This is a genomic window from Anaerotignum neopropionicum (assembly GCF_001571775.1).
In the GTDB taxonomy this organism is placed as follows: domain Bacteria; phylum Bacillota; class Clostridia; order Lachnospirales; family Anaerotignaceae; genus Chakrabartyella; species Chakrabartyella neopropionicum.
Map to the genome: position 1 here is coordinate 304,995 of NZ_LRVM01000002.1, position 22,978 is coordinate 327,972.

The following is a 22,978-nucleotide window of genomic DNA, read 5'->3' on the forward strand; positions in this document are numbered from 1 at the left end:
ACCATCTTGACACCAAATGAAGTATTAAAATTAATAGCAAACAATAACCGTGAAAATATTTATTGCATTTATCCTGTTACGCCTGATGAAACTATTGGGAAATTAATCTCTGCACTTTCAAATTGTAGTGGAGGATTAATTGTTTTTGGTGTGCAAGATGATGGAAAAAAACTAAGGGTTAAAGGATACAAATTTAACGTAGATATTGATTCGATAAAAGCGAAACTTAGTGATAACGTTAATTTAACATTTTTTGATTTACCACACGAAACGGCGGCGCTTAAATGTATTAATGTCGAAAAATGTGAAAATGTGGTCGTTTTTAGTGACGCACCTTACATACTTGACCACAATAGAAACGTTGCAGAGCTTCATATAAAAAAAGTGTTTCTATCGTATTCGCACAATGATACTTGCATTGCTGATTTAGTCGATGAAAGGCTTAACTTTTTTGGAAAAGGTAGATTGGCTATTACAAGGGATAAAAGAACGTTAGAATATAAAAGCGATATTGAAAAATTCATGCAGACGGTTTCATCTCACGATTTCATGGTATCGATTATATCGGATAGCTATTTAAAGTCTCAAGGATGTATGTATGAAGTTTCAGAATTAATGCGGAATAGAGCATTTAATGATAAGCTATTGACAATTATTTTATCTGAAGCAGATGAAAATTTTTATCCTAAAGACAAGAAACCAAAACAGGTAAAAGCAGATGTATATTCACTAAATCGCTTCGAGTATTTAAAATATTGGGAAACCGAAAAAGGAAAAGTAAATAAACTGAATACAGAAATAAGCGATTTAGCTCTTAAACAGGGATTAGTTGATGAAATTAAACAGATAAACACTATTTCGACAAATATTTCAGAACTAATTGAAATTTTCAAGAAAAGTTTAGCAAAAGACTTTACTGAAATTAATCAAAATGAGTTTTCGGATTTATTATCTATTTTACTTTCATAGAATGAAGATAAATGGCGAAGTTAGTACGGTTATTGATAGCCAGATGGGTTAAAATATAGCAATTAAAACAAGAGCAATTTTAAACGATTTTATTCAAAGAAACGATGAAACTAAATCAGATGTTTATATAATTAATCGTGATGCTGTTAAATATACATCTATACCACTTCTGTATATTAGAGAAGACATTTCTGTTGTTTAGCCACTAAAATGCCATAATGATGATGTATATGAGGATTTTTAAATTAACCTCCTGACAAAATGTCAGCGGTTTAAGTTTCATATAATGTTTATGGGACGGACAAGCCTGTGATAGCAATTATGGGTATTTAAAACGAGGTGTAAATGATGGCAAATTTCAGTGAAGAAACTGGACGCATCGGAGTGCATGAGTGTGGTCTATTAATTGAGAGAATGGGTTTCATTTTCAGAGAACAGTTGACGAGCGATTATGGAATAGATGCTATAATAGAGACAAGAACAAATGATTATGCCTCTGGAAAAATGATTGCAGTACAGATTAAGTCTGGAGATTCATATTTTAAAGAAATAAAAGATGATTTCGTGATTTATCGCGGCGAAATCAAACATTTTAATTACTGGCTAAATCATTCGTTGCCAGTTATTATTGTCCTCTATTCGCCAACAAGTAGAAAATGCATATGGCAGACAATAAACAAGCAAACAGCCAAGACGACTGGGAATGGATGGAAAATAAGAATACCTTTTCAACAGGAATTAGAGGCGGCAAAGTATAATCTTCAGATTTTGGCAGATAACCAAAGTGAATACCAAAGACGTTGGTCTTCTTTAGTCGTGGCCAAGGAGTGGATGTTGGAAGCAAAAGAACGAGGCTCGCTTATATTAGAGGTTCAAGAATGGATTAATAAAAGCTCTGGCAGAGGAACATTTATTCTTAAGACTGAGGAAGATGATGGATGTTCAAAAACACTCTTTTCACGCGAAATGTTTGGATTTGGGTCAAAAAAATATGAGCTGGTGATAAAAGAGCTATTTCCTTGGGCTAATGTGGAAGTAGATGACGAATTTTATGAAAATAACATAGAGGAAGATTGTTATTCAAAACGAGATATTTTAGATAGAATGGTTGTATCCATTCTGGGTAAGAAGGATGACAAACTTTTGAAATATAGTGATGTTCCCCAAAAACTATACCCATACAGAAATGGAGCTGGGGAGGTCGACTTCTATAGACTAAAATTAACATTAAATCAAGTGGGCGAATCATTTTTGAATATGGAAAACTTTTTGGAAACAGGAAAAGGCTATTTTATTGATAATTTTATGGATTAATGTGGTTATTATTTTAGCTGCCTATCAGCAAGCTTTACATAGCTAAGCTTCGCAGTTTGTTTATACCGGACAAGCCAAAGGGTCTTGGACTTAAATATAGGCTATAGCAAAAATACGCAGTTACAAGAGGATATTTATAAATAAAATACTGAGGTATAAGAAATGGGTAAGAGAAAGTTTTATAAGAATGACAGGGCAATAAGATTAAGAGATTATAATTATTCGCAGCAACTACCTTTGCTAGATCTAAATGCTTTTCCGCTAATAGATGATTTCCAGATCACTTTAATAGAAAGTGGTAGTTTGGGCATGCATCTCTATTATTTTAGCAACAGCTTAAACAGGATGATAGCTTCATTTCCATGGTGGGATAAGGCTGAGAAAGATATTAGTATAATGTGTATATCAGATATTCCGTTAGGTACACTTAGGAACCCTTTTGACGATTGCGAACAGTCTTGGCAAATACTTATCTGGGAAAAAAGGGACTATGTTTATATCATGCAAGGGGATGACCCCTGTTGTACAGAATTTTCTATATGGTTTAGAGTCCAGAAAGAAAAGTATTTAGCCGAATGGGAAAAACTTTTGACTAAATTCCATTAAATAAGATTCACAATTGAAATATGGGAATGGAAAAGGAAAAAATTAAAAAAATGCATTAGCCTACAGCAAATGCGAGCTTCGCTTTATGTTTATACAATGAAACCGCAAGGAAAAAACCTTCAATCGAAGAAATATGAAAGAAAGTTGGCGAATTATGAAAACGGAGATAATTTACTTTTCCGCAACCGGTACAACGAAAGCACTTGTGACAGCAATCTCACAAGGATTAAAAGGCGATGTACATTTTAGGAATATTACTTTACCTGAGAGCAGGGAAAATGAAATTATACTGGATAGTGACTTAACTATTATAGCAACGCCGGTTTATGGAGAAAGAATTCCTCATTTTCTACACGACTTTTTCCAAGGAATTAAAGGAAATGGAAATCCACTTGTAGCAATTTCTGTTTATGGTAATATGGGGTTTGGAATCAGCCTTGAGCAATTTAAAGAGTTCTCAAAAAATAATAACTTTAGACTAATTGCGACCGGAGCATTTATAGGTCAGCATACATATGCAACAAAAACGGCTCCAGTAGGTTATAGAAGGCCGGATGAATATGATTTGCTTCAGATGCGCATTTTTGGTGAAAAAATTCAAAAGAAAATAGATACGAAAAATTTTACTCAGATTAGCGTTCCCAAAAGTGTATTGCCAAAGTTTATTACTGAGTTCCCGGATTCGGGTACTCGGTTTTTAATCCGACAACCTCAAGTTAAAAAATCTGTTTGCAATGCCTGTGGAGCCTGTGCTCGCAAATGTCCGGTTGGTGCAATTGACCTGAATACTCTGGAAATTAGTGAGCAGAAATGCCTTCGTTGTTATGCCTGTGTGAAAGTCTGCCCTAAATCAGCCAGAATAGCGGAGTTTCGTTTGCCTGTTTTAAGAGCAGTTTTCCGTCATATGGGTATTAAAAGAAAAGAAAATGAAACATTTTTATAGGTTCTTGTAGGCATTTATAGCGAAATTGGATGGGCAATTAAAGCTTGATTAAACTTACTATTAAGGAAGTAACTAAACAAGCTGTATGGGAGAGATAAAACTTATGTAGGATTGCGTATTATGTTTATACAATGAAAAAGCAAGGAAAAAACCTTCAATTGAAGAAATATGAAAGAAAGTTGGAGAATTATGAAAACGGAGATATTTTACTTTTCCGCAACCGGTAAACAAAAGCACTTGTGACAGCAATCTCACAGGGATTAAAGGGTGATGTACAGTTTAGGAATATTACTTTACCTGAGAGCAGGGAAAATGGAATTATACTGGATAGTGACTTAACTATTATAGCAACGCCGGTTTATGGAGAAAGAATTCCTCATTTTCTACACGACTTTTTCCAAGGAATTAAAGGAAATGGAAATCAACTTGTAGCAATTTCTGTTTATGGTAATATGGGGTTTGGAATCAGCCTTGAGCAATTTAAAGAGTTCTAAAAAAATAATAACTTTAGACTAATTGCGACTGGGGCATTTATAGGTCAGCATACATATGCAACAAAAACGGCTCCAGTAGGTTATGGAAGGCCGGATGAATATGATTTGCTTCAGATGCGCATTTTTGGTGAAAACATTCAAAAGAAAATAGATACGAAAAATTTTACGCAGATTAGCGTTCCCAAAAGTGTATTGCCAAAGTTTATTACCGAGTTCCCGGATTCGGGTACTCGGTTTTTAATCCGACAACCTCAAGTTAAAAAATCTGTTTGCAATGCCTGTGGAGCCTGTGCTCGCAAATGTCCGGTTGGTGCAATTGACCTGAATACTCTGGAAATTAGTGAGCAGAAATGCCTTCGTTGTTATGCCTGTGTGAAAGTCTGCCCTAAATCAGCCAGCATAGCGGAGTTCTGTTGGCCTGTTTTAAGAGCAGTTTTCCGTCATATGGGTATTAAAAGAAAAGAAAATGAAACATTTTTATAGGTTCTTGTAGGCATTTATAGCGAAATGGGATGGGCAATTAAAGCTTGATTAAACTTACTATTAAGGAAGTAACTAAACAAGCTGTATGGGTGAGATAAAACTATGTAGGATTGCGCATTATGTTTATGACATACCAAACGTACAGACTGGTAAATTACTGGTTATCCATACATGACAAATGTCCACAAAATGCAATATGAAGAGCATGCTTAAGGCTTGTTATCAGAGAGAGTATGAAACTATGAATGTAGCTAAACCCAAAATATCCAAAGAGGTTATGCAGATAGATGCGTTTTATTCTTATGTGAAGGATCGTTTATCAGATGATATCTCAATCATTGCAATAAAAAGTTATGCTGAAAGAATCGAAGGAATGGATTTTTCCAGAATGGAACTAAGATCAAGTATTCTTGAAAATTGTAAATTTTGCAGTTGCGACTTTAAAGGCGCGAGCTTTATTGATGTTATATTCCAATCTTGTGATTTTTCAAATAGTAAATTCGCAGACGTTTATTTTGAAAGATGCCAATTTGTTGACTGTAAATGTGTTGGATTGGATATGCACGGTACGGTTATAAAGCAAACTACTTTTGAACAGTCAAATTTTAAATATTCAAATTTTGATGAAACTAAAATGACTGAAGTTCTTTTTGATAACATCGATTTTACTGAATCATCTATTTCTGAAGCAAAACTGAAAAAGTTTGTAGCAAAAAATTCCAGATTCATAAAAAATAACTTTTTTAAGACAATGCTAGCAACAGTGGATTTTACTGAAAATGAATTCACAATGCCATTGGTATCTACTCCTCCTATTGAGTTGAAAGGAATGGTTATAAATATGTTTCAAGCAGCTGATTTGATTGGTCTTTTGGGTATCATTGTTAATCGGTAATTAAAATGCCTAATATTTTAAATTTAGAATGAAGAATACAGATTGCTCTTATCCATTATGGCACACAATGAGCTTGCAGCTTTTCTACATGAACTGCACATTGTGTTTACACAGCGGAACCAGTCAGATAGGTACACAGTTGTACCATAATGGAACATACAATACTAAATATTATTTATGAATGTGGGTGGCCTAATTTAATGAAAAGGTTGATGACGATAATTTTATTAATATTAATACTTTTATTTGTTTCAGCATGTGGAGCGAAAAAAGTTACACATATGGGATTAAATGCAGAAATTTTAGAAATTAATACTGAGCTAAAAGGCTTTGTAGTTAAAAGCTTAGATAAGGATAGTATTTTGTGCGAAAAATGCTACATTAGTTGTGAAAGTGATAATGTCTATTATATATATGCTGACAACGAAACTGGTGAAACTAAAGATTTATCATACAATGATTATAGGGTGGGAGACGAAATTACAGTAGATGTAAACTCTGTAGAAAATGGTTATAGTTTAACTTCTCGAGTTCAACTGATTACCCAAAGAAAATGAGCAAAATCTGTAGAGGATTCAGTTTCATAGTATGTTTATGATATACAGTCTGATCAGAAAGAGTCCAATGTTGTGCATTCGGAACAAAAATACTAATTATTTTATTGCGTGTATCTTTGTTATACAGGAGAGAAGAGAATGACTATGAAAAAAATAGCGATATTAGTTTTATCTGCATTTGTGATTTTTTCTACGGCTGCTTGCAATGCTACGTCTAAAGCAGAGGCGTTCAGTAAGGAAAAGTTTTTAGAGGATATTACGCCTAATGTGGTTTGCCTTAATTCCTGTGTGCAGGAGATGTTTGGTGCAGAGGTTGGATCTGATGAAGATAGCTATTTAGCTGCTTATGAAAGCGAGAGTGCCTATGCTGATGGCATGGGTGATATTGCTCTGCTTTTTAAACTGGGAGAAGAAAGCAAATATGCGAATTATTTTATTGACCCTACATGTTCCGATTATTATCCTGTAACAAACTTCAAAACAAATGCTGAGGTAAGGGACTATTTAAGAAAATATTTATCGGATGAAGTTATTGATCAATGGTTTTCAAACGACTTTTTGGAATATGAGGGACAGCTTTATTTAAGAAGGGGTCCAAGGGGCTACGGTGCTATGAAATGTGATTTAGAAAGTCTGAAGTATGTAGAAGAAAAGGATGAAAAACAATATGTCACTGTTGATTTTAAGCTCTTTGATAAGTTTGACCATACGGAAACATTGGAGTTTTCAAAGGTTCATGATGTATGGATTATGACAGATGAAGTAGTACCTACCGTTAACGAAACTATTGAAAACAGTGACAAGGAAGTATCGGAAGAAATGGCTATACCCCAAAAGAAGGATGATTATTCGGGTTCGTATGTTGACAGGGAAGGAACCGAAGACATATATAGTGATTTGGATTTAACATATTTGGAAGATAAGTCATATCAAGCCACGATTGGTATCTTCCGTTTGGCACAATTAGATGGAGTTGCTAAGATCCATGGAGAAACTCTTTCTTTTGAAGATGAAGTTTATAAGGTAAAAGGTATAATTACCGTACAAGACAATATGGCGGTGTTAACCATTACAGAATCTGGTTTTGAATATATTAATCCAGGAGACGTTTTTGAGTTTTCTGAAAAACTATAGCAACATGGAATCCTATGCTAAGATTTAATATCAGGAGGGGAAAGAACGTCCAAACAATATAATAACGAAATTTCTGAGAGCAATGACATCCACGTAAATGAATACGATGTTATGGCTCTTTTTTCATATAAGAAAATCAATAGGCTTTGGTTTGGCAGGGACTCCTGCTTGAACTAAAGCCTATTTTTATGCCCGAAAATGAAAGGAATGTGAGAAAAATGTCAAGATTATTTATGTATGGAACAAAATTACAGGAGGTGGAACAATTGATGATGCTTGTTCCTAGATTTGCGCCAAGGCAGAAAGGATTGATTGTAGTGGGAAAAACAATAGGAGTAAAAGGAGGAATTCAGAAGTGCCGTTCCTGTGAAAAATGCGGTAAAGAAAATTGTGGAGGAACCGCTTGCACAAATCTTACGAACAGCATGGGGATGGGTAGAGTAACCTACAGAGAAATGATTATAGAATGTTTTTCTGAGATCAGCCATTTCTATTTTAGAAAAAGGCTTTCAGATTTAATTGCAAGTTCTCCAGATGGCTGGTTTATCAGTGAAGCCCATGAGAAAAGATTTGAAAATGTTTGTGAGATGCTCAAAATTCATAAAATGGACAGAAATCCACGCTACCTTGCCACTCTGTTTCTGCTGACCGCAGATGGTAGGTTATGCAGTCTTGCAAAAGAGCATATATATTACAATCGTTTTGAATTTAAGCAAATACGTCTTAATGGTATGACCACAAACAGCTATGCCCTATACCAGGTGGCAAAAACCATCTATACCGGAAAAGAATACATAAAGCTAAACGAAATTGCAGATAGGCACTTGATTGATCATCAAACTTTTATGGCTATTATTCATGCAATTCTCATTGTAAAATATGGCGGTGAAATTTTGAGTCTTGAAATGTAATGAAAGCCTAATTTTACACTACGATGAACTTAACTTTATTTTGTATAGGTCATCAAATCGGAAATCTGGCAATCCAAAACAAAGCAAATACGTGTAAGAACATCTATATCCATTCTCTCAATGTTTCCGTGGTACCATTTATCGGCTACTTCAAAACGAATGTTGGCAAGTTTAGCAAGCTTGCTTCGGGTCAATTCTTTGCTGTCCATGATTTCTTTTACATGAAAACGGACTTTTCCGTAATCTTTTATTTCAAAAATTGAGTTATTGTTCATATTAGTCACCTCTTTACAGCTATTCTATATGTAGTATTACATATTGACTATATACATATAAATAGATACTATATATATAGTATTAAAAAGGAGGAATAAAACTATGCAAAAAAATGAAAACACTTTATGTTTTAGTGGTCACAGAAGTGAAAGGCTTCCAAAAAACAGTGAGAATCTAGAAAACTTAAAATTAAGAATAGGGGAGGAAGTTGACAAAGCAATTAAAGAAGGAACAGATACCTTTTACTTCGGAGCGTGCTATGGATTTGATTTACTGTGTGCAGAAATTGTGCTCATGCGAAAACGAGTAGTACATATATCAGAGCCGAAAGTAATAAAGCTCATTGCAGTCGTTCCCTATGAAGAACAGCCAAAAAACTGGAACGAGGAGAACCGAGAAATCTATTTTACAACTCTGGCTCAGTGCGATGAGGTCATTACCCTAAATGCAAAATATCATCAAGGTTGTTTTCACCAGAGAAACCGATATATGGTGGACAATAGCAGTAAAATGATATGCTACTATGACGGAAGTAAAGGAGGGACAGCATACACTGTAAAATATGCGGAGAAAAACAAAGTGCAAATAATAAATTTATACGAATCCTAATAAATTCGAGTCACAAAGGTGACTCTTTTTTAATGCGAAAAACAGAACGGAGGAAAAAATGAGAATAACAATCCAGAACCCTGTGAACGAAAGAAGGGAAAGCCTTTGGTTTCCTTGGAAAGCTGAGGATTTTGAAAAAGCTTGCCTTAGCTTAGAAATCCTCCCAAGTACAGAACCCAACTGTACCATTGTAGCTGTATCGGATGAAAGTCTATCAACTCTCCTAAAAGATAAGCCCTGCAATATTGATGAGCTGGACTACCTAATGAAACGGTTTGACAGTTTTGATAGGGATGAGCTGCAAACCTTCTATGCTATGGCATATGCAGAAAAGGCAGAAACTACCGCAGACCTTATCAATATCACTTTTAACACCCACTGTTACAGCCTTGTTGCCGATTTCAGCAACCTTGACGGAGTAGGCAAGAAAATGTACCTAACAGAGCAAGGTGCGGTCAGCGAGAAAGAATTGCAAGAGTTTGACGGCAGAGCGTATTTTGAGAAACTGCTTGCTGAAAATCCTAACACAAGAATTACTCCCTATGGAATCCTTTATCAAAACAAAAATCCCATACAGACAATTTATGATGGACTGCATTTTCCCCTGTATCATTGGCAAGATGAAATGGCAGAGTTGGAAGTGGGAAAAGACGGTTATAGCCAATTTCTCTATCTGCCTTGCACTCAAATGCAAATAGAATATGCCTTGCTGAGGTTGGATGCAGATTCACTGTCGGATTGCAATCTAGGTCTCACAAGTGATCATTTTCCAGAAACAATGCTTGAAATTATAACTTCCGATAAACCGCTCTACGAGAATGTAGACAATCTTAATTACTTTGCAAGTAAGTTTCGAGAGATTGGCACCCAAGAGGAAAGTTATTTTGAAAAGCTGATGGAATTTGTTCAGTCAGATAATCAAAAGGACTTAAAAACACTTCTGGACAGTATGTATGAGTTTGAACTTTTCCCCAATATCCATACTGCGGAAGAATACGGTAAATATATCATCTGTGAAAGCGGTCATTTTGACTATGACGAGAATCTTGAAGAATACATAGACTTTGAACGCTATGGCAAGCAGAAAATTGCCAGTGAAAATGGAGCATTTACTGAAAAGGGATATGTTCTCTATCACGGTTATAATGGGGAACTTGCACAGGTTTTATGGGAGCATTTTGGAATAGCAATCCCAAAGCAAGACTTTCAGGAACTAAAGCTGTATATGCCACTTTGTGGGACCACGTATTATGATGAGAATGACTATGGAGATCTTTATCAGGTGGATTATAAAATCGATGTTTGCCCAGATGAGCTGGCAGAATATAAAGATGAAATATTGCAGGCGATTGAGAGAAATGCCTTGCCCGAGGAAACGGAACGTGGGTTGATGAGATACTACTGCGATCAGGATAGCGTCAATGCAAAAGTAAAAAGATACGATTTCACAGCGGAAGAAGTGAATGGTCAGCTTATGGGAGTTGCAAATCTCATTTTAAATGCACCCCTTGATGATAGGGAACTTGCCAGAATAAAAGATGAAATTACAGGTCAAACCAGTGATGGCTGGGGCGAAGGTTTTGAGCAAAGAGAAATTAAATGCAACGGTAAAGAAGTAAACGTTAGTTTTTGGGGAGCAAAAAACTGGAGTTTGCAGACGTCTGAAGAATTGGAAATAAAACTACAAAATCATGATATGAAGTTTGGAGGAATGTGAGATGCCAAAGGAAGCAGAAGAAAATAGTCAGTTTGGTTTTACAAATGAAGGCTTGGCAGCTCTGAAAAGAGCATCCGATTCAACCGCCACCCACCCCTACCGATGGTTCGTGTTGGAAAACTTAGGACTGCCAAATGAGATGTTGGAATATGCATCTTCCTTGGAAGATGCCATCTATCAATACCAAGCCTCAGTCAGTGATAATAAGCGATTGGGTGTAACAAAGGATGAAATCGTTACGATAGATATTCTGATAAAAGAAAATGGTGATGAAAGAATTGATTCAAACTACAAAGCTTCAGACAGCTTCAATCACGACACTGTTATAATCCAGGCCGTTTCAAAATTGGAACAGCTTGTGAAACAAAATCAGCAAAAACAAGAACGAAAAGGGGATGGATTTTTGGAACCAAAGGAGGAGCAATCTATTGGCTCCCAAGGGATTGGGGGGATAAGCCAGTGAAAATTGCTGTAGGCAAAAAGTCTGAATGAAAGAGAAAAGACTGACAGTAACGATGTGAACTTCAATCTGTATACAGAGTATAAAATAATATAAAGAAATAGAATTAAAGAAATGCCCGTTATGGCATGGAAACCATGGTGGGCATTTTCTTATACAAAGGTAAATAGAAGAGATTCAATTCCATTGCTCAGACAACAGGAACTCACGGATATTCATATGCTTCAATCCGTCCCTGCTCATATCGAATTCATCATAGGACACAACATATTTTGGGAAGTTGTCCCTGATGGTATCATATGATCCAAATTCACGCTGAATGGTTTCCTCTGATGCCAGCAGATAAGCTACCTGAACGTAGAGTTTCTGTGTTTGTTTTTCAGCAATAAAATCAATCTCTTTTTCTCCTGCTTTTCCAACAGTGACCTTGTAGCCTCGACGCAGGAGTTCCATAAATACGATGTTCTCAAAAATGAGATTGATATCCTTCATATTACCGCCGAAAACAGCTTCTCTGATTCCGTGATCGGCAATATAGTATTTTTCGTTGACGGTGAGAATCTTCTTACCCTGCAAATCTTGCCTGCGGACACGGTAAAACAGAAAGGCATCTTCGCAAGCCTTAATGTAGTTTAAGATGGTTTCCGGCGCAACAGCACGTCCCTCGCTTTTTAGATATTTTGAAATTGCCGTAGCGGAGAAAGTCGTCCCAACGTTTGCCGTAATGTATGCGATGATACGTTCCAGCAAGTCAACATCACGAATTCCGTTGCGTTTTACGATGTCTTTCAGGACAACAGAGTTATAGAGGTCTTGCAGATACTGATGGCTGGGCTGTTCGGCATAGCGGAGGTTGCTCAGGTACGGCATCCCGCCGTCGGTAAGGTATTGGGTAAACATCTCCCTCGAATCGGAGTCAGGAAAAACGGTATGATACAACTCCGAGAACTCTCCAAAGGAAAAGGGATATATAACAAATTCAACATATCTCCCTGCAAGGTATGTGGCCAGCTCTCCTGAAAGCAGCTTGGCGTTTGAGCCGGTGATATAGATATCACAATTAAATTCAACTCGAAAGGAATTGATACACTTTTCCCAGCCAACGACTTCCTGAATTTCATCAAAAAAAAGATATGCCTTCCCATGGATGCAATTTACCCTCCGAGTGACCTCCTCGTGCAGAGCCTCGGCAAAACAAAGGTGTGCGTTGCTCATATTTTCAAAGTTAATAGAAATAAACTGCTCCTCGTTCACGCCGGAGTCTACCAGCTCTCGCTGAATCAAATCCAGCATGACGGACTTTCCGCTGCGGCGTATGCCGGTTAAAACTTTAATAAGCTCATTTCCGATAAAGGGACGGATGCGGCTCATATATAACTCTCGACGAATCATAAATGCAAGACCTCCTTTGTCATATTTGAGATATATGTTACCACAGATACGGATTGAATTCAAGTTATATATGGAGTTTTTATAAGTTATAACTTATAAAAACTATATTTCTGCAAAATTCAACATTTTAACCCGAAATCCAGTTGATGAGCGGATTCATAGTATGAATAAGACAGAAAAGAAGGAACTTCATAAGAGACCATCAAGAATTGAAAGAGAAAAGTATAAACCAACCGACAGGATGAGTGAAAAATATTAATCTGTCGGCCTTTTTGTTTGGAAAGGAAGAGTGAAATGTATGAACTTTTGATTTTTGAAAAAGAAGAATTTGGTAAAATAAGAACTTTACTAATTGACGGTGAACCTTGGTTTGTAGGAAAAGATGCCGCAAAAATATTGGGTTATTCCAATACCAGAGATAGCCTATCTAAACATGTGGAAAAGGAAGATAAGGCTGACGTCGCAATTCACGACGGCAGGCAAAACCGAGTGATGGTAGCAATCAACGAAAGTGGTCTTTATTCCCTTATTTTCTCAAGTAAGCTGCCAACTGCCAAAAAGTTTAAACGCTGGGTAAGCACGGAAGTTTTGCCATCCATTAGAAAACATGGGGCTTATATTACCATGCCAAAACTTGGCGAGATTATGGCAAATCCTGAAAGCTTAGAATTGTTTTTAAAACAGCTTCTTCTTGAGACACAGAAAAACAAGAATTTAAAAAATGAGATTGCAACCCTTGTACCCAAAGGAAAATATTTTGATAAGCTGATTGATTCTGAAAAGATCACTGATTTTCGCACTACTGCCAAGGAACTGGGGCTAAAGCCAATGGCGTTTACACAGTTTCTTATTGATAAAAAATATGTCTACCGAGATAAACATCAAAGGATTTTACCAATGCAGCCTTATGTGCATTACGGAATTTTTGCAATCAAAGACTTTTGTAACAATGGGTATCATGGTACGCAGACACTGATCACTGTTCTGGGAAAGCTTCATTTTTTAGAACGAATAGGAAAAGACGAACAAATTTAAGGTCGATTGTTTCTCTGCTTAGGCAGGAAAGCAGTCGGCTTTTTTTGTTTCTTCGAAGGAAGGTGGTTGTAGAGTGAATAGCTTTATTTCGTGGATCGGCGGGAAAAAAGCTTTAAGAAAGCTTTTATATAAGCTGTTTCCTAAAAATCATACACGATATATAGAAGTATTCGGAGGTGGTGGCTGGGTACTCTTTGGGAAAAGACAGAGAAAGAACTGCATGGAGGTTTACAACGATTTTAATTCAAATCTTGTAAACCTTTTTTTGTGTGTAAAAGAACGTCCTCTAGCTTTTCTAAAAGAGCTTGGGTTTTTGCCTTTGTGTTCAAGAGATGAATTTGGGGTTTTAAGAAAATTTATTGAACAGGAAGAATTCACAGATAACTATATGGCTGAGGAGCTGGAACTGGCAGAAAAATATATCCCTCCTCCGTCTACTGAGGAAATGATGCTTTTGTATGAAAAGAAAGCAGAGCTTTATGAAGTAAAAAGAGCCACAGCTTTTTTTAAGCTCATAAAGTACAGCTACGGTAGTAGTACAACCTCCTTTGGCGGTCAGCCATGTGACATTCGAAAGTGTTTCAAAATTATATGGGAAGCCTCGGAACGATTAAAGGACGTTGTTATAGAAAACAAAGATTTTGAGGATTTCATTAAACAGTATGACAGGGAGGGCGCGTTCATCTATTGTGATCCGCCTTATTATGGAACAGAAGGGCATTATGCTGTTGGCTTTCCAAAAGAAAACCATGTAAGACTTCGGGATACTCTTTCAGCTTGCAAGGGACTTTGGATGGTGTCCTACAACGATTGTGAGTATATCAGGGAGTTGTATAAGGATTTTCATATTCGCACAGTTGTCCGTATCAACAACTTAGCTCAGCGTTATGAAGGAGGTGCGGAGTACAGAGAAGTGATAATTACAAATTTTGATCCAAAGAAGATGGTTATAAAGGATTTTAGCTTTCAAATGAACCTTTTTTCTGATTTGGAGGACGAGGATGAACAGTTTGAATATTACCTAAAAGAGGATTAGGAGGAATATGTACATGAAAAAATTGAATGAACAGCAAGGCTTGACTGTTGAAAACGAAATGATTGAATTTGCAAATTTAGGAGATGAAGTTGTCGTTACTGCATTAGATCGTCTTGTGGTACTGACAAAGGCAAAAATGACGGCATTGGATATGGTGAAAACCATTGCGACCCTTGCGGAAGTCGCGCAAAATCTTCTTGCTACATTGGTGAAAAACTGTGGCACTTGTGAGGACTGTGGTCATTGTGAAGAAATGGATACAGAAAATATTAAACTTCCTGATTATATGCTGGAAACAGCAGGAATTCCAAAAGATGCAAAATTGATTGCCTATGCTGAAGAAGATAGTGGGATTGTCCGTGTGGAACAGGCGGAATATGACCATGATATTGCAGATATTCCTGAGGACATTCGTGAACTGCTTTCAAACTATGGGATTTGTATGGGCGAGCTTGATGCATTGCTTGTAAAGGGGGAATTTCTTCATGGATAAGAATTATGTATATCCTTACAGTTTTCAGTTTGCAAAGGGGAATCAGGAGCTTGATTTATATAAGGAATCCCATAAAGCAAATGTTGATTGTAAAAATGCCATTGAAAAAGCCATCAGTGAAAATTTTGATGGTCTAAGGCTTGAAAAAAACACGGCAGAGCAAGTGATTTCTCAGTTTGGCTATGACAGAGTCAATTTTGTTCTTGCCAATTCCATACAGCAAAAAAGTTATGACGGCAGGTTTTCTCGTGACAATAAGGAATGGGCAAATCACTTTTTTATTCTGCCCGATAAGATTCAAGGCTTTGATAAACGGCTGGAGTTTGCAGTGGATAGTCACCCTGCAGTGCTGGATGGCTTTATCAATCAGGCAAGGCGAGCCTACCAAGCCTTGAATTTATGGGAGGCAAAACATTGTAACGATGCCACAGGGCTTAACTTTGAGGGGAGGGTGATGGTGCTTCGTGCCACAAACCTCAAAGATGAGTATAAAAATCCTCGAGACCAGCTTGTTTTGTGTGAGAGTGGTTTTGGCTGTTCGCCCACAGCAAGTGGAAGAAAGGTATTCGGGCGATTTCTCTTTGATGGTGAGCGTTGTCAGTATGAACGCTCAGATTTTATTGGAGAATTAAAAGCAGAACACCTACCATATTGGGCAGTTGAAAAACGAAAGGAGATGGGAGCGAGCAATGAAGAAAGTCAAAGCATGGGAGGAATGGAAATGAAGTAAGGGGGTAGAAAAATGAGCAATATACAAATCAAAAAAGGCTGTATTTATTACTACGGCAACCCGGCCGGATATGTAAAGGAACAAAACACAGTGGTGGATATCATGTTTCAGAAGGAAGAACTGAAACAATGGCTTTCTGAGAAAAATCTCTCAGCTACTTGGACGGACGGTGTATTTGAACGGCTTTTCAGGGGTGAAAAGCTGGCAGAATTGAATGGTGAAATCAAGCCACTAAAAAAAGTCCGAATTTGGCAGTTAAAAGCCAATTCGGACTTTGCTTTGCGGTTTATTTCTTTGGAAGAGAGCCAAAAGAAATTTGGTGAACCGCGTATTGAAAATTATGAAACCGTTTATGATGGAGAGCTTGCTACCAACGATTTGGAGGGGATCTATACCAAATTCAATATTGACCACCCGTATGGTTATGAGGGGCATTCCCTATCTATGTCCGATGTGGTGGAACTTTATGATGACGAAGGGAGTGTTTTTCACTACGTAGACCAGTTCGGATTCAAGGGGATTGGCTTCAAACAGCTTAAGCAGGATATGCAAATAAAAATGTAGGAGGATAAATATGAAGAAAAACAATCAGCTTCACTATGATGTAAAGATTCAAAGCATACGACCAGAAGGAACTTTAAAGGCAACAGCAACTGTCAATATCAATGAAGCTTTTGCCATTCGTGGCGTCAAGGTGATGGAGGGCAGTAAAGACTTATTTGTTTCCATGCCTAGTTACAAAGCAGGAAACGGAGAATACAAGGATATTTGTTTTCCGTGCACAGCAGAAGCAAGAAAGGAATTTGACCAAGCAGTGATGGGTGCATATGAACAGGCGTTGACTCAAAAGCAGGAGCAAAAACAAGAACCAATGACACAGGAGCAAAGCAGTGCCCCAACGATGACCATGTAAAATTAGGAGGGAAAGAAATGAAAAATTCAATCGTTTTTGTAAAGGACAAAGCAAAACAGGCACAATCGTTTTTTATATTGCAGTCTGCTAAACTACGGTTTGCAGCAGCCAATAACCGTGGTGAAAATTACGTGGACAGTGCCGTAAAAATTCTTATTGCTGTGGTTTTGGGCGGATTGCTTCTTGCAGGACTTTATGCATTATTTGGCGATGTGGTGATGCCAACCTTGGTAACCAAGATTAAGGAAATGTTCAATTATGCAGGCTGATGGAGGGATAGTATGATACAGAACCTAAAAAAGACAACTTCTCTATTTTTAATTATTTGTCTTGTACTAGTAATGTTTAGTGAGAGTGCATATGCAGAAAAGCTGATATTTCAAGACAGTTTAGGGCATTGGGCCGAAGATGCCATCCTAAAGCTGACGGACGAGGGTGTGATATCGGGATTCCCCGATGGTCTTTGTCACCCCGATGAAATGATAACAAGAGCAGAATTTACTGCATTGGTTGACCGAAAAATAGAAAGAAATCAAGATGGTTCAGTCAATAGACCTTCCGATTTTACTGACGTCAAGGGGCATTGGGCGGAAAAAAATATTACGAAGTTGACCAGCCTTGAGATTATTTTGGAAGAAGAATATCCAGAAAATCAATTTTCCCCAGATGAGCCAATTACCAGATTGGAGATGGTGAAAATGCTGGTTCGTGCATTGGGAACTGAAAATCACAGTGAAAATTGTAGCTGTGAGCTTGATTTTACCGATGCACAGTTGATTAAAAGCGAAGATAAGATTTACGTTTGCATGGGGAAGAAATATCACATTATTAGTGGTTATCCTGATGGTACCATGCAACCCACGGGCAGTGCTACCCGTGCAGAAGCATTTAAAATGCTTGTAAATCAGGAAGAAGCCAGAGAACAGATTAGGAGAGAGAAAGAGCAAAGTTCTGTGATTAAAAATCCAGAGGTGAAAAACTCCAACGGAGGTAGTGGAGGTGCTTCTTATGTGCCAGAGCCGCAGTTTAGTTTCATTCTTCCCGAAACAGTGTATGTGGGAGAAGAAATTGAGGTGGCGGCCAAAAGTCAATATGTAAGCACAGTGACTTGGGCTGTCCTGAAAAATGATATTTCCGTGGAAATACCTGACGTTTTGGAGGGAGAGCTAAAGCCAGACGGCGGTATTGTGAAAATTAGAGAACAGGGCATATACACTTTTACGGCAACGGCCAAAAACAGCATTGGAAAAGAAATTACCACAGAGCAGACCGTTACCGTTTACACTGTGGTGACGGTAGACTTTGATATGCCACAAACAGCACATAATGATACCAGTACTGCGGTGGATTTAAAAACCGAAAATCTTGGTCACAACCTTGTAGTGTGGTCTCTGATAAAAGATGGTATGGAAGTAAAACTTGAAAATTCCGTTACAGGAGAACTTGGCAATACAGGGGGAACCGTGCAGTTCAACAGCAAAGGCAGTTATGAACTTACTGCAACCGTTACCGATGAACTTGGTAAGGTTTCTACGGTATCAAAGAATATTGATATTTATCCTGTGGCAGAAATCAATTTTACATTGCAGTCCGTTACCCATACAGACAAAACCATTGCTTTCAATGTTCAGACAAAAGAAGCTGAGGATATGACGGTAAAATGGTTACTTATGAAAGATGGAGAACCCGTAGCTATTGAAAATTTCATTGAGGGTGAGCTTGCTCATGGTGAAAACAATATCCGTTTCAAGGAAAAGGGTGTTTATCGACTTACAGCTACACTAACTGATAAAACAGGGCGGGTTTTTACAGATACGGCGGAAATAATCACATATCCTGTAGGCTCTGTTGGTTTTTATCTTCCATCTGTACTCCACACCGATGATACGGTAAAAGTGGAAGCAACACTAGACGAAATTGGTAACCATACGGCGATGTGGTCTCTCAAAAAAGACGGAAAAGATGTGCAGCTTTCTGAATTTATCAGTGGGAATTTGACCAATGATGGCGGGGAGGTGCGCTTCAAGGAAAAAGGCGTTTATATTTTAAAAGCCTCTTTTACCGATGACGGACAGAGAGACTATTCCTATGAACAACAAATCAAGGTGTATCCTGTGCCAACGGTCAGCTATACTCAGCCGCAATATGCCCATACGGATACAGAAATTGAAATCACGGTAAAAAGTACAGACTTGGATGACCTCAACCTTGAATGGCTTGTAGATAACAGCTTTGGCTATCAAGAGTGGAATACCTTTGTGGATGGTTCCCTTTCTAATGCAGGAGGAAAAATCAAGTTTAAGCGGGCAGGAATTTATGAGCTTGTTGCCAGAGTGACCGATGAAGCAGGCAGAGTATTCCTTTTTGAGCCAAAGAAAACAACTGAGGTTTTGCCTGTGCTTACAATTGATTTCAACCTGCCGAAAGTTGCTTATACAGATACTTCAATTGACCTAAGAACTAGTGGGCATAACAATACCCTCCCTGTGGAATGGTCATTGAGTAGAAATGGTCAGGCTGTTTCTTTAAGCAAAGTGCTGGATGGAGCATTAAATGCACTTGGTGGAAAGGTGATTTTCAAGGAACATGGTGAGTTTGTTTTAACGGCAACCATGACAGACTTTTTAGGAAGAAGCTATACCCACAGTCAAGAAATCAAAATTATGCCGGTAATGGATTTTACCTTCACAATGCCGTCAGATGTTCATTATGGAAAAAGCTTTCCAGTGACAATTTCAAATGCAAAGCATACTGAAAATGCAACAATTGTTTGGGCACTTACCCAAAATGGCGAAACAGAAAGCTATACAGGAACACTGACTGAAAAAGGCGGCAATATCTCAATTTCGAATACCGGAAAATTTGTCCTTACTTCTGTTGCAACTGATGTTCTTGGCAGAGAAAGCAGATGCACACAAGAAATCAATGTGACCAACACTGCACCAACTATTACAAATCTTACAGTAACCCCAACCAGAACAGTGAAAAATGGTAAATTCCTAGTAGAAGTTTCTGCTACAGCGGAAGATGCAGACGGAGATAAATTTGAGCTTGAGTGGGATGGCAGAGCGTCAGACGGTTATTATGCAGTGGGGACACATACGGTGAAGGTTCGTGCCAAAGATATTGCAGGGGTATATTCCAATTGGGAAGTAAAAACCTTTACGGTAGTGAACGCTGCACCGACCATCACAAACTTTACGGTAACCCCCACCAGAACAGTGAAAGATGGCAAATTTCTAGTGAATGTTTCTGCTACAGCAATGGATGCAGACGGAGATAAATTTGAGCTTGAGTGGGACGGCAAAGTGGAAGACGGTTATTATTCGGTAGGAACACATACCGTGAAGGTTCGTGCAAAAGATATTGCAGGTGCGTGCTCCCAGTGGGCGGTGAAAACCTTTACTGTGGTGAATGCTGCACCGACTATCACGAATTTTACAGTAGCCCCAACCAGAACTATGAAAGATGGTAAATTTCTGGTGAATATTTCTGCCACAGCGGCGGATGCAGATGGAGATAAATTTGAGCTTGAGTGGGAAGGCAAATCAGCAGATGGTTACTATGGGGTAGGAACACATACCGTGAAAGTTCGTGCTAAAGATATTGCTGGAGCATATTCACAGTGGGCAGTAAAAACTTTTACTGTTGCAAACAGTGCACCGACCATCACCAATTTTACAGTAACTCCCACTAGAACAGCGAAAGATGGTAAATTTCTTGTGAATATTTCTGCTTCAGCGGCAGATGCAGACGGAGATGCAACTGTGATTGAATGGCAGGGTAAAAATGCAGATGGCTACTATGCAGTAGGTACATACACCATAAAGGTTCGTGCCAAAGATTCTGTAGGTTCGTATTCTCCGTGGTCGGAAAAGAGCTTTACTGTTGCAAACTCTGCACCTGAACGGCCTGTGATTACCAGAACTCCCAACGGGAACAGTGTTACACCGGGAACTGCAGTAACCATAACAGCAAAAAGTAGTGATGCAGATGGAGATGCCATCACCTATGTATGGCAGAACAGACCAGCGGAATCGGCAGTGTACCCTCTAGGCAAAAATGTAGTGAGAGTAAAAGCGGTAGACAGTGCAGGGGCAGAATCCCCTTGGACTGCTATTATGTTCTTCGTTGCTGATTCAAATGGCTCGGGCGGTATGACTTTGTCGGGCCCTGACTCTACCATATTAGAAAATGGCATTGAAGGAGCTACCATTACGGGATATACCTTTACCGTTCCCCCTGTATCGGGTCACAGTGGTAACGATTACGGCAGAGTGAGAGGTTATAACATACGCACAAATCAGTGGGATCAACTTGACTATGAAACAACCAGTAACGGTATCACTTTTGAACGAAGCCTTAACAGCGGATCATATTCCAAGCTTGAATTTTACTACTACACAAACCATAACTGCAGTGCGACACGTTCCTAACTGAAAAGGTTAGGCATCGATTGAAAGGAGGATAGATAATCGATAGAACTAATGCTCTGAGAAGTGGAATGAGGGGGTAACGTCCCGAAACGCTTCCCTTAATACTCCGACTGGCAATTTGAAATGTAATTAGAGAATTGTCAGACGCTCGGTGAAGTCGAGAGAGAGTTGCCCAAACAGAATAAATATGTTGCTGTGGAAAGCTGTTCAGCGATGAATGGTGCAACCTATATTGCGGAGGTCTATAAAATACCTATGGTGAGAATGGGCAGTTGCCCTGACGAACTTGCGAATGTACGGGTCTATAAGTGGTGTATGCAGAAATGTATATGTGCCTTCGGGCAAGTGCGTGAGGTAAAGTAAGAATTGCACTTATGAAATACCTTATACTGTTACAGGCAGTATCCAGCGTACAGGCTTAAAGCAAGCACCTAAGGGTGTCATGAACAGATAGGAGCATTGGAACGTGGTAAGCCGTAAAACGTGGAGATGATTACACATCTATGATGCGGTGGTGACGAAGAATAATAAGCACCTTTAATTACGGTGAAAGCGATGGCATGACCTCATAGAACAGAGCCAATCTGTCAGAGGAATAGCCATTAGTCGGTAGCAATTTGAAAATTTGCTACCGATGGAACGCCGTGTGAAATGAAAGTTTCGTGCACGGTGTGGGACGGGGGAAAATCCAGAGATCACTCCAAAGGATTACCTATCGTCATTGTATAACAAATCAAACATAACATACACCGTCGATTATTATTTTGAATAAGGGAGGATTTTTAAATGAAGATAATGATGAAGGAAGCACAAAAAAAGGCAGTACAGGCAAAGACTTTTTTTATGATTCAATCTATGAAAATGAGAAGTGTAATCACAAATAACCGTGGTGAAAACTATGTTGACTCGGCAGTCAAAATTCTCATTGCTGTAGTTTTGGGCGGATTGCTACTAGCAGGACTTTATGCATTGTTTGGAGATGTGGTGATGCCTACTTTGGAAACCAAAATTAAGGAAATGTTCAATTATGCAGGCTAACGGCATCGCACAGTCGGTGCTTTTTTCTTTTCTGCTGATTTTGGTGTCTGTGGAGGACATGAAGAAAAGAGAGATTCCACCACTGTTTTGTGTAGGAATTGCCCTCTGTGCACTGCTGAATTTTAAGGCGGAAAATCTTTTGGGACTTGGCATTCCAATGGTTTTATTAATAACTGCCGCATGGATTTACCCAGACCAGCTTGGTGGTGGAGATATCAAGCTCACTGCCGCTGTTAGCCTTATTCTTGGCTTTACTGACACGGCATATGGCGTTATCCTTGCCTTTTCCCTTGAACTTGCAGTATTTGTTATTTTAAAGCATAGGCGAAAGCTTACAAAGCAGGAGGCAGAGGAGTTTCCAATGCCTCTTGCTCCTTTTTTAACCATTGGTTTTTTAGTAACATATTTTATGAATTTTGGAGGTCTGATGCGATGAGGAAAGGTGGAAATAAAAAAGGGTTTATTGCACTGTGCGTCATTGTTCCTATGGTCATAGCACTTGCGTTTATACCCAAAGTGATTAAAGAAAGAAAAAAG

25 protein-coding genes are annotated in these 22,978 nt (G+C 38.3%); 23 read left to right on the forward strand and 2 right to left on the reverse strand.

Annotated elements, in window-relative coordinates:
- The first annotated feature begins 6 nt into the window (after window positions 1-6).
- From CLNEO_RS05125 to CLNEO_RS05170, 10 genes are all read left to right on the forward strand, one after another.
- Entirely contained in the window at window positions 7-969 is a 963-nt protein-coding gene (locus tag CLNEO_RS05125) for a TIR domain-containing protein (protein ID WP_066085520.1), read from the forward strand.
- A gap of 348 nt (window positions 970-1,317) precedes the next feature.
- Window positions 1,318-2,283 (forward strand): DUF4365 domain-containing protein, encoded by a 966-nt coding sequence (locus CLNEO_RS05130; RefSeq protein ID WP_066085523.1) that lies wholly within the window; start codon window positions 1,318-1,320, stop codon window positions 2,281-2,283.
- A gap of 162 nt (window positions 2,284-2,445) precedes the next feature.
- Window positions 2,446-2,889, forward strand: a complete 444-nt coding sequence (locus CLNEO_RS05135) for a hypothetical protein (protein WP_066085527.1) — start codon at window positions 2,446-2,448, stop codon at window positions 2,887-2,889.
- Between the two features lie 154 nt (window positions 2,890-3,043).
- The gene (locus CLNEO_RS05140) at window positions 3,044-3,832 is read left to right on the forward strand and encodes an EFR1 family ferrodoxin (RefSeq protein WP_162266458.1); all 789 of its coding nucleotides are present in this window, start codon (window positions 3,044-3,046) and stop codon (window positions 3,830-3,832) included.
- Between the two features lie 239 nt (window positions 3,833-4,071).
- Entirely contained in the window at window positions 4,072-4,326 is a 255-nt protein-coding gene (locus CLNEO_RS05145) for a hypothetical protein (RefSeq protein ID WP_066085531.1), read from the forward strand.
- A 114-nt stretch (window positions 4,327-4,440) separates the two neighbouring features.
- Entirely contained in the window at window positions 4,441-4,809 is a 369-nt protein-coding gene (locus tag CLNEO_RS05150; protein WP_242864167.1) for a 4Fe-4S binding protein, read from the forward strand.
- Window positions 4,810-5,050: 241 nt separating this feature from the next.
- On the forward strand, window positions 5,051-5,704 hold the full coding sequence (locus tag CLNEO_RS05155; protein WP_066085534.1) for a pentapeptide repeat-containing protein: 654 nt from the start codon (window positions 5,051-5,053) through the stop codon (window positions 5,702-5,704).
- A 200-nt stretch (window positions 5,705-5,904) separates the two neighbouring features.
- Entirely contained in the window at window positions 5,905-6,261 is a 357-nt protein-coding gene (locus CLNEO_RS05160; protein ID WP_066085536.1) for a hypothetical protein, read from the forward strand.
- Window positions 6,262-6,399: 138 nt separating this feature from the next.
- Complete coding sequence (locus tag CLNEO_RS05165) at window positions 6,400-7,395, forward strand: hypothetical protein (RefSeq protein ID WP_066085538.1); 996 nt, start codon at window positions 6,400-6,402, stop codon at window positions 7,393-7,395.
- 218 nt (window positions 7,396-7,613) lie between these two features.
- Entirely contained in the window at window positions 7,614-8,306 is a 693-nt protein-coding gene (locus CLNEO_RS05170; protein WP_157723480.1) for a hypothetical protein, read from the forward strand.
- A gap of 35 nt (window positions 8,307-8,341) precedes the next feature.
- On the opposite strand, the gene CLNEO_RS05175 is transcribed toward CLNEO_RS05170, so the two are convergent.
- The gene (locus tag CLNEO_RS05175) at window positions 8,342-8,581 is read right to left on the reverse strand and encodes a helix-turn-helix domain-containing protein (RefSeq protein ID WP_242864158.1); all 240 of its coding nucleotides are present in this window, start codon (window positions 8,579-8,581) and stop codon (window positions 8,342-8,344) included.
- 103 nt (window positions 8,582-8,684) lie between these two features.
- On the opposite strand from CLNEO_RS05175, the gene CLNEO_RS05180 reads away from it, so the two are divergent.
- The 3 genes from CLNEO_RS05180 to CLNEO_RS05190 are packed head-to-tail and all read left to right on the forward strand — an operon-like array spanning window position 8,685 to window position 11,371.
- A complete protein-coding gene (locus CLNEO_RS05180) occupies window positions 8,685-9,191 on the forward strand; it encodes an SLOG family protein (RefSeq protein WP_066085542.1) in 507 nt (168 codons plus the stop codon).
- A gap of 58 nt (window positions 9,192-9,249) precedes the next feature.
- Complete coding sequence (locus CLNEO_RS05185; protein ID WP_066085544.1) at window positions 9,250-10,908, forward strand: antirestriction protein ArdA; 1,659 nt, start codon at window positions 9,250-9,252, stop codon at window positions 10,906-10,908.
- A 1-nt stretch (window position 10,909) separates the two neighbouring features.
- Window positions 10,910-11,371 (forward strand): hypothetical protein, encoded by a 462-nt coding sequence (locus tag CLNEO_RS05190; protein ID WP_066085546.1) that lies wholly within the window; start codon window positions 10,910-10,912, stop codon window positions 11,369-11,371.
- A 174-nt stretch (window positions 11,372-11,545) separates the two neighbouring features.
- On the opposite strand, the gene CLNEO_RS05195 is transcribed toward CLNEO_RS05190, so the two are convergent.
- The gene (locus tag CLNEO_RS05195) at window positions 11,546-12,760 is read right to left on the reverse strand and encodes an ATP-binding protein (protein ID WP_066085550.1); all 1,215 of its coding nucleotides are present in this window, start codon (window positions 12,758-12,760) and stop codon (window positions 11,546-11,548) included.
- A gap of 294 nt (window positions 12,761-13,054) precedes the next feature.
- Here CLNEO_RS05195 and CLNEO_RS05200 point away from each other — a divergent pair, with 294 nt between their 5' ends.
- From CLNEO_RS05200 to CLNEO_RS05245, 10 genes are all read left to right on the forward strand, one after another.
- Window positions 13,055-13,795, forward strand: coding sequence for a BRO family protein (locus CLNEO_RS05200; protein WP_066085553.1), 741 nt, complete (start codon window positions 13,055-13,057; stop codon window positions 13,793-13,795).
- 73 nt (window positions 13,796-13,868) lie between these two features.
- Window positions 13,869-14,831, forward strand: a complete 963-nt coding sequence (locus CLNEO_RS05205; protein ID WP_066085556.1) for a DNA adenine methylase — start codon at window positions 13,869-13,871, stop codon at window positions 14,829-14,831.
- Between the two features lie 13 nt (window positions 14,832-14,844).
- Window positions 14,845-15,324, forward strand: coding sequence for a hypothetical protein (locus CLNEO_RS05210; RefSeq protein ID WP_066085557.1), 480 nt, complete (start codon window positions 14,845-14,847; stop codon window positions 15,322-15,324).
- Window positions 15,317-16,054, forward strand: a complete 738-nt coding sequence (locus CLNEO_RS05215; RefSeq protein WP_066085558.1) for a DUF3849 domain-containing protein — start codon at window positions 15,317-15,319, stop codon at window positions 16,052-16,054. Before CLNEO_RS05210 ends, CLNEO_RS05215 begins: the two co-directional genes overlap by 8 nt.
- 12 nt (window positions 16,055-16,066) lie before the next feature.
- Window positions 16,067-16,618, forward strand: a complete 552-nt coding sequence (locus tag CLNEO_RS05220) for a YodL domain-containing protein (RefSeq protein WP_066085559.1) — start codon at window positions 16,067-16,069, stop codon at window positions 16,616-16,618.
- Window positions 16,619-16,628: 10 nt separating this feature from the next.
- Complete coding sequence (locus tag CLNEO_RS05225) at window positions 16,629-16,967, forward strand: SpoVG family protein (protein ID WP_066085560.1); 339 nt, start codon at window positions 16,629-16,631, stop codon at window positions 16,965-16,967.
- 17 nt (window positions 16,968-16,984) lie between these two features.
- Window positions 16,985-17,236, forward strand: a complete 252-nt coding sequence (locus tag CLNEO_RS05230) for a DUF6133 family protein (RefSeq protein ID WP_066085561.1) — start codon at window positions 16,985-16,987, stop codon at window positions 17,234-17,236.
- Between the two features lie 12 nt (window positions 17,237-17,248).
- Entirely contained in the window at window positions 17,249-21,403 is a 4,155-nt protein-coding gene (locus CLNEO_RS05235; protein WP_066085563.1) for an S-layer homology domain-containing protein, read from the forward strand.
- A gap of 843 nt (window positions 21,404-22,246) precedes the next feature.
- Window positions 22,247-22,441 (forward strand): DUF6133 family protein, encoded by a 195-nt coding sequence (locus tag CLNEO_RS05240; RefSeq protein WP_408605440.1) that lies wholly within the window; start codon window positions 22,247-22,249, stop codon window positions 22,439-22,441.
- Window positions 22,431-22,877: a prepilin peptidase gene (locus CLNEO_RS05245; RefSeq protein WP_066085565.1), complete on the forward strand. Its 447-nt coding sequence runs from the start codon at window positions 22,431-22,433 to the stop codon at window positions 22,875-22,877. The genes CLNEO_RS05240 and CLNEO_RS05245 overlap by 11 nt, the downstream gene beginning before the upstream one ends.
- The last annotated feature ends 101 nt before the right edge of the window (window positions 22,878-22,978 follow it).